This window comes from Mycobacterium sp., assembly GCF_035499775.1.
In the GTDB taxonomy this organism is placed as follows: Bacteria; Actinomycetota; Actinomycetes; order Mycobacteriales; family Mycobacteriaceae; genus Mycobacterium.
The window spans coordinates 22,877-33,552 of sequence record NZ_DATJYB010000143.1 but is presented as its reverse complement, the minus strand read 5'-3'; the positions used below and the strand labels follow the sequence as shown (position 1 = coordinate 33,552).

At 66.6% G+C, this 10,676-nt stretch carries 10 protein-coding genes and 1 pseudogene; 5 read left to right on the top strand and 6 right to left on the bottom strand.

Annotated elements, in window-relative coordinates; all coding sequences use genetic code 11:
- Positions 1-158: 158 nt before the first annotated feature.
- Positions 159-851, top strand: coding sequence for a VOC family protein (locus VML93_RS09960; RefSeq protein WP_325610119.1), 693 nt, complete (start codon positions 159-161; stop codon positions 849-851).
- A gap of 11 nt (positions 852-862) precedes the next feature.
- Here the strand turns inward: VML93_RS09960 and VML93_RS09955 are convergent, their stop codons facing one another.
- From VML93_RS09955 to VML93_RS09945, 3 genes are read right to left on the bottom strand one after another with little or no spacing between them, the layout of a single operon-like run.
- Complete coding sequence (locus VML93_RS09955) at positions 863-1,765, bottom strand: 1,4-dihydroxy-2-naphthoyl-CoA synthase (protein ID WP_325610117.1); 903 nt, start codon at positions 1,763-1,765, stop codon at positions 863-865.
- Positions 1,762-2,454 carry a hypothetical protein gene (locus VML93_RS09950; RefSeq protein ID WP_325610115.1) on the bottom strand — a complete coding sequence of 231 codons (693 nt, stop codon included), beginning with the start codon at positions 2,452-2,454 and terminating at the stop codon, positions 1,762-1,764. The genes VML93_RS09955 and VML93_RS09950 overlap by 4 nt, the downstream gene beginning before the upstream one ends.
- Positions 2,455-2,461: 7 nt before the next feature.
- Positions 2,462-2,917 (bottom strand): nitroreductase family deazaflavin-dependent oxidoreductase, encoded by a 456-nt coding sequence (locus tag VML93_RS09945; protein WP_325610114.1) that lies wholly within the window; start codon positions 2,915-2,917, stop codon positions 2,462-2,464.
- Between the two features lie 66 nt (positions 2,918-2,983).
- On the opposite strand from VML93_RS09945, the gene VML93_RS09940 reads away from it, so the two are divergent.
- Positions 2,984-4,057, top strand: coding sequence for a hypothetical protein (locus VML93_RS09940; RefSeq protein WP_325610112.1), 1,074 nt, complete (start codon positions 2,984-2,986; stop codon positions 4,055-4,057).
- On the opposite strand, the gene VML93_RS09935 is transcribed toward VML93_RS09940, so the two are convergent.
- On the bottom strand, positions 4,054-5,550 hold the full coding sequence (locus tag VML93_RS09935) for a serine/threonine-protein kinase (protein WP_325610110.1): 1,497 nt from the start codon (positions 5,548-5,550) through the stop codon (positions 4,054-4,056). The genes VML93_RS09940 and VML93_RS09935 overlap by 4 nt on opposite strands.
- A gap of 107 nt (positions 5,551-5,657) precedes the next feature.
- On the opposite strand from VML93_RS09935, the gene VML93_RS09930 reads away from it, so the two are divergent.
- Positions 5,658-6,077, top strand: coding sequence for a PPOX class F420-dependent oxidoreductase (locus VML93_RS09930; RefSeq protein WP_325610108.1), 420 nt, complete (start codon positions 5,658-5,660; stop codon positions 6,075-6,077).
- Positions 6,078-6,093: 16 nt separating this feature from the next.
- On the opposite strand, the gene VML93_RS09925 is transcribed toward VML93_RS09930, so the two are convergent.
- Positions 6,094-7,035, bottom strand: a complete 942-nt coding sequence (locus tag VML93_RS09925; protein ID WP_325610106.1) for an aldo/keto reductase — start codon at positions 7,033-7,035, stop codon at positions 6,094-6,096.
- A gap of 37 nt (positions 7,036-7,072) precedes the next feature.
- Here VML93_RS09925 and VML93_RS09920 point away from each other — a divergent pair.
- Positions 7,073-7,675, top strand: a pseudogene (locus VML93_RS09920) (TetR/AcrR family transcriptional regulator); the annotation flags it as partial.
- A gap of 21 nt (positions 7,676-7,696) precedes the next feature.
- Here the strand turns inward: VML93_RS09920 and VML93_RS09915 are convergent.
- Positions 7,697-9,049 (bottom strand): hypothetical protein, encoded by a 1,353-nt coding sequence (locus tag VML93_RS09915; protein WP_325610103.1) that lies wholly within the window; start codon positions 9,047-9,049, stop codon positions 7,697-7,699.
- A 90-nt stretch (positions 9,050-9,139) separates the two neighbouring features.
- On the opposite strand from VML93_RS09915, the gene VML93_RS09910 reads away from it, so the two are divergent.
- Complete coding sequence (locus VML93_RS09910; protein WP_325610101.1) at positions 9,140-10,669, top strand: serine/threonine-protein kinase; 1,530 nt, start codon at positions 9,140-9,142, stop codon at positions 10,667-10,669.
- Positions 10,670-10,676: the final 7 nt, after the last annotated feature.

The window sequence follows — 10,676 nt, the reverse complement described above, 5'->3', positions numbered from 1 at the left end:
CGGCTTGATCGCGGGCCGGTTGACCATCCATTGCGGTGTCACCGGCGGTCGCAGGCTGGCCAGCGCGAGCTGGTCGGTGAGTCGTCGGAGCGGGCTTTTGCTCACCGTGGGGAGTCTAGGCGTAGCGTCAGTTACCACCTAAACGATCGGAGATGATCATGGGCCTGGCCAGCGGTGTGCACCACTTGGCAATCTCGACCGCGGACATGAAGGCCCAGCTGGAGTTCTTCACCGACGTGCTCGGCGCCGAGCTGAAAGGCCTGTTCTGGATGCACGGCGTCCCCGGCGCCAAGCACGCCTTCGTCAAGCTCAGCGACAGCAGCTACGTCGCGTTCGTGCACATGCCGCCGATCGAGGACATCCCGACCGAGTTGGGCGCGACCCATGCCGGCGGTCCCACCGGCCCGTCGGCGCCCGGGACCATGCAGCACGTTGCGTTCAACGTCGACAGCGTCGAGGATCTGCTGGCATTGCGGGACCGCATCCGCAGCCGTGGCGTCAACGTGTTCGGCCCGCTCGACCATGGCCTGTGCCATTCGATCTACTTCGCCGGGCCCGAGCACCTGTCGCTCGAAATCGCCACGTCCGCCGTGCCGATCGACGACCGTGCGTGGATCGATCCCGAGGTTGTCGCCCTGTGCGGAATCGACGGCGACGAGCTGGCCGCCATGCGCGCGCCGGCCGCGTACCAGGATGAGGCCGGGCGGGTGCCGAATCCGCCGATCGACCGGTCCAAGCCACACCTGGTCATGGAGAACTACGAAATGCTGATGTCGATGCCCGACGAGGTCATCACCCGGGAGATGTCCTACGCGGATCCGCCAGTGCGCGTGGAGGATTTGGTGCACTGACGGGCCGACGCTCAGAAGTAACGCGGGAACGGGCTCCAGTCCGGCTCGCGCTTCTGCAGGAACGCGTCGCGGCCCTCCACGGCCTCGTCGGTCATGTAGGCCAGCCGGGTAGCCTCCCCGGCGAACAGCTGCTGGCCCACCAGCCCGTCGTCGAGCAGATTGAACGCGAACTTCAGCATCCGTTGCGCCTGAGGCGATTTCGCGTTGATCTCGGCGGCCCACTGGATCGCGGTGGCTTCCAGCTCGGCGTGGTCGACGACCTCGTTGACCGCGCCCATCTGGTGCATCTGCTCGGCGGTATAGGGGCGGCCGAGAAAGAAGATCTCGCGGGCGAACTTCTGGCCGACCTGCCGGGCCAGATACGCGCTGCCGTACCCGCCGTCGAAGCTGCCGACGTCGGCGTCGGTCTGCTTGAAGCGCGCGTGCTCGCGGCTGGCCAGGGTGAGGTCGCACACCACGTGCAGGCTGTGCCCGCCGCCGGCGGCCCACCCGTTGACCAGGCAGATGACGACCTTCGGCATGAACCGGATCAGCCGTTGCACCTCGAGGATGTGCAGCCGGCCGGCGCGGGCCGCGTCGACGGTGTCCGCGGTGTCGCCGCTTGCGTACTGGTAGCCGCTGCGCCCGCGGATCCGCTGATCGCCGCCGGAGCAGAACGCCCAGCCGCCGTCTTTCGGCGAGGGCCCGTTTCCGGTCAACAGCACCACGCCCACGTCCGGCGACATCCTGGCGTGGTCGAGCACGCGGTACAGCTCGTCGACGGTGTGCGGGCGAAACGCGTTGCGCACCTCGGGCCGGTCGAACGCGACACGCACCGTGGCGTCGGCGACATGGCGGTGGTAGGTGATGTCCGTCAGGTCGTCGAACCCGCTGACGGGCCGCCATGCTGTCGCATCAAAGGGGTTGTCGCTCAAGGCTGTTGAACTCCGTCCTGACCAATTGTGAGGTTGCCGCAGCTGATCGTCTGCGCGGACGTCACCGCCGCGTCCTGTGCGGAGGCCGCCGTCACGGTATCGGACCGCCCCGTCGTGGCCACCGTGCCGTTGAGGTCGATCTCGGTGCGGCGCACCGTCCACTGACCGTCGGTCTGCGACGCCTGCAGCGCGACCAGATGGCGGCCGTCACCGAGGTCACTGCAGCCCACGCCGGTGCCTTGGTCGCGCAGGTTCTGCTGGTCGAACAGGAAAGGCCTGCCGTAGTGGCCGTCGACCACGGTCTGCAGCCGGCAATCGGCGAATGTGTAGAGGCGGGCGCCGCGCCCGTCGCTGACGATGATTTGGTTGCCGCCGTTCTCTTGTGCGTCGACAGCCAAGGCGGACAAGGGTATTGGGCTTGCCGAGTCGACCTGCACGTCGGAGATGGCGCCGCTCGCGGTGGTGACGCCGACAACCCGGTTGGTGCGGCCGCCGGCGTCCCGAAACAGGCCGATCCACAACGTGTCCGGCCTGCCGTCACCGTCGAGATCACCGACCTGGCGTTGGGCCGCGCCAGGCGGTGGCGGTGCCCCGCCCGCCGGGCACCCGGGCGCGGCCGACGACGGCGCCGCCGTGACGCAGGCGGCAGCCAGCAGTAGCAGCACCAAGAGCACGCATCGCTGTGACATTTCGGAACTACACCGGCTCGAACCGGAACACCGCGCAGCGGCCGGCCAAGTTCTCGAACTCCTCGGGACGCCCCTCTTTGACGAGTCCGGACCGCTTCATGAAAGCGACACCGGTCGGCACCTCCGTGGGAAAGGCCCGCAACAGCGGCTTGGCGTCCTCGGGGGACAACTCCACCATCCGGACGCGTTCTTTGCCGCGGCCCCGCGTCAGCGTGACTTCCTTTGCGGCCCGGACGTTTTGCACCCAATCCGCACCCGGGAAGCCGGCCACGACATACCGCTTGCCGTCGATGGTCATCGGCGTAACGGGTGTCGACCGCGGCGTGCCGGATTTGCGGCCCGGCACCGTCAGCACCACCGGGCTTTCCCCGCCGAAGCTCATGCCGAGCCGGGACATCTGGATGAAGACCTTGTTGGCCGGCTTCAGCCACCACGGCGGCTTGATCCGCTCGCTATCGCCCATATCGGCGACGTTACCTGCCGGCACGTGAGCCCGACCACGTCGAGGCGCGCCAGCTACCCTGATTTGGTGGCATCGCCTACCGGATGGGTCGCCGACCCACAGCTCGACGCGGCGTTCGACCAACTGTCGAAGGCTCGGGCCGTGGCTTTCGGCGGCGTGGGCTTTGCCGATATCGAGGGACCGGAGAGCGGGGCCTTCTCCCAGATTCTCGCTGCGGGCCCGGCATACCTCGAGCCGATTCAGCGACTGCTGGATCAGGCGAGCCCGGCCGGGCGGGTGTATGCGGCCACCCTGCTCGCCGCCATCGACGGCGCGGCCGGCCGAGGCGCCTGGCAACGCCTCGCCGCCCAAGGCGACATCATCGAGGTGCAAGCCGGATGCACTATTTCCAAGACGCGGCTTTCGAGTTATGCGATCGAGGAACTCGCCAAGATGGGTGTCGACTACGCACCCGAAATCGGTGCTGACGTACCGCATGGAAAGCGGTTCCCTTCTGGCGCTTCGTATCCGGCGGTCGATTCGGTAGCGGCGCGGCAGGCGATCCTCGCGACATTTCACGGCGAACCGCGCATCGTGTTCGTGATCGCCCGCGACGAACAACATTTCGTCCAGAGCTTGTTTCCAGGTGTAAAGCCGCCCACCGCGGTTTACGTCTGCCCCGAAACACGAAACGGCAGTGCTCGCGGACCAGAGTTCGACCTATATCAGGCAGTATTGCACCGCAATTATCCGTTCGTCGCGACCCTGAACCTGGCGGGTCACGCCACCGTGGCGTCGCGGGTCCTCGATCGCAGGCTGGCTTCCTACTATTTCAAGCACTACCCGCAGCTGAACGAAACCGCCTATACAGCAAGGCGTTTGGTCGGCGCGCTGACGCTCGCGCAGCCCCGGCGCGGTCCATCTCAACAGGCTCGGATCGGCGCGGGAGTAGGCATGATCATCCCGCAACGGGAATTTGCGCTGCCGGTGGTTCGCGATGTGCGGCCGGACGCTGAATCCGGGCCGGCCTCGTATGGCTTGTCGCTGAAATTCATCGTGCCGCGCCCCGACGACGGTTCCCGCTCCGCAGTCGAGGAGCAGGGCTTTACCCGATGGCAGCCCGGCACCGACTGGCACGCCTCGGCCAAGCGCCCCGACTAGCCGCGTAATCGCCACGGCGTGAAACCGAGTTCCCGCGCTGCGTTGACCGAGCGCCGATCGGCTCGCGGCACCAGGAATTTGCGGTATCGGATACGGGCATGCGGACCGGGTGAGCTCAGCCGGTAGACAATCGGTGGCCGCCCCGCCACTTGCGGGAAGACGACGCCGACTCCCGGCGAAATCTGGTGGGTGTCGATCGTGGCGCTCGGTTCCAGGAACGCAAGGCCGCTCATCAACCGCCGCGCACGCTCATCGGCGGCGTGGTCCGCACAGTAGGCGAACAGGTGCTCGTCCAAGGAGGTGGAATCGACCGTGCCGGTCCCCTCGAGTATCAGGATGGCGAGCAGCGGGTAGTTCGGGTGCACCAGTGGCTGATAGATACCGAATGCGGGCGGAGGCGGGCCTGGGCTGACAGGCGCTGTGCTGCTGAGGATTTCCTCGTCGCTGGCGTATACCGGCGTTTCCGGGCGCAGCCCGGGAAACACCGTCTCGACGTATTGCGCCTGGCTCGACGTCCGAACCGGCACCGCGCGGTGTCGTCTGAATAAAGCAGCTGCGATGGCGGGTCTGGCCTGCTCGACCGGGGTGCTGGGCTGCTCACCGCCGAATCTGTCGGGAGATCTGCGGCTTTGCTCGTGGCGAGACGCCAGCGTTGTCTTGGCGGCGAGAATCAGCTCCGTTGCACTGGCGAATCGCTCGGTTGGGTCCTTCGCCAGCCCTTTGAGAATGACGGGGTCCAACTCTGCGGGCAGAGTCTGTCGGATGTTCGACGGGGGGGTCGGTGATCCGCTGATGTGTCCGATCAAGACCTGTTGCAGGCTGTCGGACGCAAACGGTGGACGACCGGTCAAGCACTCGTACAGCACACAGGCCAGCGAATAGACGTCCGATTGTGGGAGCGGATTTGCCGCGTAATCACGAGTGATGCGTTCCGGAGCCATGTAATGGTAGGTCTCGGGCTGGTACATATCCGGATCGGTGCCCAACAGCATCTGACTGCGTTCTATGGCTTCACTCTTCACATTGACTACGTCGAGATAGACACCGTCGTGATTGGTAACCAGAACGTCGGATGGCTTGACGTTGTCGTGAACTGATCCACGGTGATGGATTGTGTCCAACGCATCAGCCACCCCTTGCAGAACCAGCACCGCGTCCCATGGATCCAGTGGACCTCCTTCGAGCAGGGTTTTGAGATTTCGCCCGGCGATTAACTGAGTTTCGACGAATAGCCGCAGCCCCATCTGCCCGTGGTCGTGGATTTGGACCGTGTGCAGCCCGGTCAGCCCTTCGGCAGCGGTGACTCGGTCCCTAAACCACCGATTGAAGCCGTCATTTTGCGACAGCTCGGCCGATATGAGCCTCAGCGCGACGACACGATCATGAACAGTGTCGACGGCTTCCCACACCTGGATAACAGGGCGCCGGTATCCCAGAAATTGCTCATCGAGGCGGCTGAGTAGCTGATACCGCCCAAAGGCGACGCCTTCCACACGCGCCCCCTCCCAGAAACCCAAACCGATACGCGATATCCGAATGCTTCGACGTTACCGACAAGACCGCCGGGAATGAATCTGCGGACGCCGCGGTAGAAGACCGTATGAAACTCAACGAAGCCGCGCGCGAACTCATCGGAAACGGCGTCGACGCCACCTTGGTCACGCTCAATCCCGACGGCAGTCCTCAGGTGACGGTTGTCTGGGTGGCGCTTCAGTCCACACCCGACGGCGACGAACTGGTGACCGCACATCTCGCCGAGCACAAGAAGGTCCGCAATATCCGCCGCGATTCCCGCGTCGCGTTGACGATTGTGTCGACCGGAGACGCGGGCAAGCAGATGCGGCCCTACCTTGCCATCGAAGGGACGGCGCGGATTGTCGACGGGGGTGCTCCGGAACTGCTCAAGTTTCTGGCGCAGACGCTGTCCGATCCGGCCGTGTTCCCGCCCGAGGGCGCGCCGCCCGGCTTCGTGACGCACATCCACATCGACAAAATCGGCGGAATCGGCCCCTGGTTGTAAGGGCTGACGCCAGTCGTCAGGCCTGCTGGAACGGCTCGAGCCCGTGTTGGTACCCCGGGCTGTCCGCTGGCGGGCTCACGGCGTCGAGGCGTGCGATTGCGCCGGCGCTGAGGGCGACATCGCCCGCGCCGACGTTCTCGTCCAGGTGTCCGATCGATCGAGTGCCGGGAATCAGCAACGTGTTCGGCGCATGCGCCAACAACCACGCCAGCCCGACTTGGGCCCCGGTGACGCCCATCTCGTCGGCGATCTCGCGCACCACGGCGTTGTCGGCGACCTTGGGAAAACCCGGAAATGACGAGCCGAGCGGGAAGAACGGCACCCACGCGATGTCCTGGGCCACACAGAAATCGAGCATCTCTTCGTGGCCGCGGTCGAGCAGGCTGTAGGCGTTCTGCACGCAGACGATCCCCGCGGGCAGCGCCCGCCGCAGCACGTCGAGCGGCACGTTGCTGATGCCGATCGCGCCGATCTTGCCCTCGTCGCGCAGCGCGATCATCGCGGCCAGCTGGTCGTCGAGGTCGACGATCTGGTCACCCTGGGCGGCCAGGCCGGGACCTAGGTCGAGGCGTCGCAGATTGACCACCGGAATGCGGTCGATGCCCAGTTCGCGCAGATCGTCTTCGACCGCGGCGCGCAACTCGGCGGGTTTCTGGGCGGCGGCCAGGGGTATCGGGCCGTCGGTGACGTGCCGGGCGCCGACCTTGCTGACGATGACGACGTCGTCAGGGTAGGGCGCCAGTGCCTCGCGGATGCGGTGGTTGACCTCGCCCCCCGCGTAGAACGACGCGGTATCGATGTGGTTGACGCCGAGGTCGACGGCGTGGCGCAACACCGCGACGGCATCTGCTGCAGTTGGCGCCTCGCCGAGTTGCATGGCGCCGTAGCCGACGCGGGCAACCCCGGGAATCCCTGCGCCGATCGTGCCCAGGCCGCCGGGGTGGGGTTTGTCTGTCATTGGTGCTCCCTCGAAAGGACTCCGTGTCACACTGGATATGCGGAGGACCCTCCGCTTCGTCCAGCGTAACAGAACCGGAGGGACCTCCGCTTTGGCTGAGAGTGTTCGGGCCGACGCGCGCCGCAACCGCGACAGGTTGCTCGAGGCGGCCGCCGCGGCGTTCGGCGCGGCCGACGGGCGAGCGGTGTCGCTCGAATCGATCGCGCGGCGGGCCGGCGTCGGGATCGGCACGCTTTACCGGCACTTTCCGAGCCGGGAGTTGCTCGTCGAGGCGGTATATCGCGCCGAGCTCGCCGAGGTGGCCGCCGCGGCCGGTCAGTTGCTGCGGCGGTACCCGCCGAAAGTCGCCCTGCGCCGCTGGATGGACCGCTACGCGACGTTTGTCGCCGCCAAGCGGGGGATGGCCGAGTCGCTGCGCGCGCTTGTTGAGTCCGGCGGCTCCGGGGCACTGGTGCCGAGTCAAACGCGCGCGAGCATCGTCGGCGCGGTCGACATGCTCTTGGAGGCCGGAGCCGACGACGGCAGCCTGCGCTCGGATGTGCGGGCCGACGACGTGGTGTCCAGCCTGCTCGGCATCTTTCTGGCCAGCGGTTCGCCCGAGCAGACCGGCCGGCTGCTCGACCTGCTGGTGGCCGGGGTCGCCTCACCTGGCTCGCGCGACCTACCAGTAGGTAAAGATCAAGTGGTTCAACAGCAGCGCCCCAACGACATTGGCGGCAAGCCACCAGCGGTGTGTTGAGGTCGGCAGCAAAGCGGGTGCGGCCGTCAACCACGTCGTGAAAGGCAACCAAATCCGTTCCACCTCGGCCTTGCTCAGCATGCTCAGGTCGGCCACGACGATCGCGTAAGCCGCCGCCAACAACAGCAGGTGCAAGCCCGACCGCCGCCGCAACGCGACGTCGTCGACCATCGCCGTCAAACCGGCGACGCTGCCCAGCCCGATGGCGCAGACGACAAGCGCGATGTTCGCCCAACCCCAGTACTCGAATGGCCGCACGCTGGCCACTCCTTGCCAATAGCGTTGCTGTACAAGGAGATAGCCCTCTAGCCAGCTGAAGCCCAGGGCATAGAAGATCGCCACAACCATGAGCGCCGGGATCGCGGCAAATCCCACCGCCGTCAGTGCTGCCCGGCGATTGCGCGCGGCCATCAGGACCGCCAGCACCGGAATGGCGAGCAGGGTCAGCCCGTAGTTGAGCATCATCGCCCAGCCGACCAACAGCCCCGCGGCAGCTGCCGAGGCGGCGGGGAAGCGGACCGCGCGGGTCGCCGCCAATGCCATCAGGGCGATCCCCCAGGCGGCTACTCCGGCAAAGTACCCGTCGGCGGATACGGCGACCCAGATCGCCGTCGGTGCCAGCGCGACGAATGGAGCCGCGGACCGGGCCGTCGCTTCGTCGGCGAGCGCCCGCAGCGTGACCAGGACCGCCACCGCTGCGCTCGAACCCACCAGCAGACACAGCAATCCCGCCCAGGCGCCACCGGTAAGGCCCGCTCGGTCCAGCCAGACGAATGTCAGCAGCGCTCCCGGAGGATGACCGGAAACGTGTGTGATCCACGAGTTCTGCTGAAAGTCCAGGATCCGGCCGGTGAAACCACGAAGCATCTGCGGTATGTCGGTGACCGACGGCACCTCGCCGAGATATTCGCCGGGGCCCTGCAGTCGGTCGGCAAAGCCCCGGTGCCAGCCGTCGATCATTGCCAGCGCGAAAGCCCATCCGCACGAGGTCGCCCATGTCGCGAGCGTGAGGGTTCGCCAGCGCAGCCGCTTGGCCAGGCCGGGCGCCCAGCGCACGGCAGCGCCGCCGATCAGTACGGCTGCGATGCTTCCCCACCCGACGTGGGCGTGCCACCAACCCGAAACCGGCGGCGCTATCCGGTAGCGGCGGATGTCGGCCGCGCTGGCGGTGAGGTACGGACGTAAGCTGCCGAGGTCGAGCCGCGGTACCGCAAACGCCGCCGCTACCAGGGCCGTGGCGACGGTGACCGCTATGGCCTCCCGGCGTACCGTCACCGCGTCAGCTTAGGTTTGCCGGCAACACGGGTATGCCCGAGTTTGCTTGGTTTATCGTGTGGCTAGTTTGCTTCGGTTGGGGGGTCTCTGGTGGACGGCACGCCGTTCGGGCGTTACCGCCTCGTGAGCCCGCTTGGCCGCGGCGGCATGGGTGAGGTGTGGCGGGCCTATGACACCGGCACCGACCGCGTGGTGGCCCTGAAAGTGCTGCCGACGCACGTTGCCCAAGACCCGCTGTTCGAACAGCGTTTTCGACGCGAGGCCCACCTGGCCGCGCGGTTGCACAACCCACACGTCGTGCCGATTCATGACTACGGGGAAATCGACGGACGTCTCTTCCTCGACATGGCGTTGATCGAGGGCCGCGACTTGGCCGCAATGATCGCCGACGGCCCACTGGATCCGGAACAGGCGGTGGCGATCGTCGAGCAGGTTGCCGGGGCGCTGAACGCGGCACACCGGGCGGGCCTGGTGCACCGTGACGTCAAACCGTCCAACATCCTGATTGACGAGGACGATTACGCCTACCTGATCGACTTCGGCATCGCCCGTGGTGCGGCTGACACCACGAAGCTGACGGGCACCGGTGCAACGATCGGCACTTGGGCCTACATGGCCCCGGAGCGATTCACCACCGACCAAATCAGCCCGCGCTGCGATATCTACGCCTTGGCATGTGTGCTGCATGAAGCACTCACCGGGGATCATCCCTACCCCGGTGGCAGTCTCGAGCGTCAGGTCGCGGGTCACCTCACCGCGCCGCCACCGCGTCCCTCGATGATGCGGCCGGACGTTCCCGACCAGTTCGACGACGTCATCGCGACCGGCATGGCAAAAGACCCGGGGCAGCGTTATCAGAGCGCGCGGGATTTGGCGCAGGCCGCACGCCAGGCGCTCACGCGAACCGCTCCACCAACTCAGCCACCGAAGCCGCCTAAGCCGCCCAACCCGCAACCCCCCGGCCCGGCGCCGGAGGCGCGGAAGACCGATGTCGACCGGACGGTGCGCAGGCCGGCGGATCAGGAAGCAACCCGCAAGGCTGCGCTGCTCAAGCCTGCCACCACGGCACCGACCGGCCCCGGACGACGTCGGGTGGGGGTCTGGATTGCGGCGGCGGCCGGCGTGCTGGCGATTGTCATCGGAGCGAGCGTGGCGCTGACGCAACAGGGGCACCAGTCCCCGTCGAGCGGGAGCAGTTCTCCGAACAGCGGGACCCCGACTCGCCCCGTGCTGACGTTGACGGTGGCCGCTTCGTCCAACGCGGCCATCAACGCCGCCAACGTCGGTGACTGCATCTATTCGTCGGATTTCGACCGAAGGTTTTCGTCCGTGACGATGCCCGCCTACGGCACCAGTGCCGCCGAGCCCACGGCGTCCCCGGGCAGCTGCTCGCCCGGCTCAGGGCAGGACTATTACTGGAAAGTCGTCCGTCGCACGCATGACATCAATGACTGTCGGTCCTCGGAGGTCGCCGCCGTGGCCAGAGATACCGGGTTGGTGCTCTGTCTGGTCCACGCCTTCGGGACGACAACCACCTATCCTTCTTCCGCGACGTCGAGCTATCCGACTTCCTCTTTCGGGTCGTATCCGCCTTCGTCTCCCGCGTCTTCGCACCCGTGATCTGGCC

Excerpts from the sequence above, each read along its gene's own strand:
- VML93_RS09960 (WP_325610119.1), top strand. The coding sequence starts at position 159 with ATGGGCCTGGCCAGCGGTGTGCACCACTTGGCAATCTCGACCGCGGAC.
- VML93_RS09950 (WP_325610115.1), bottom strand. The coding sequence starts at position 2,454 with ATGTCACAGCGATGCGTGCTCTTGGTGCTGCTACTGCTGGCTGCCGCC.
- VML93_RS09945 (WP_325610114.1), bottom strand. The coding sequence starts at position 2,917 with ATGGGCGATAGCGAGCGGATCAAGCCGCCGTGGTGGCTGAAGCCGGCC.
- VML93_RS09930 (WP_325610108.1), top strand. The coding sequence starts at position 5,658 with ATGAAACTCAACGAAGCCGCGCGCGAACTCATCGGAAACGGCGTCGAC.
- VML93_RS09925 (WP_325610106.1), bottom strand. The coding sequence starts at position 7,035 with ATGACAGACAAACCCCACCCCGGCGGCCTGGGCACGATCGGCGCAGGG.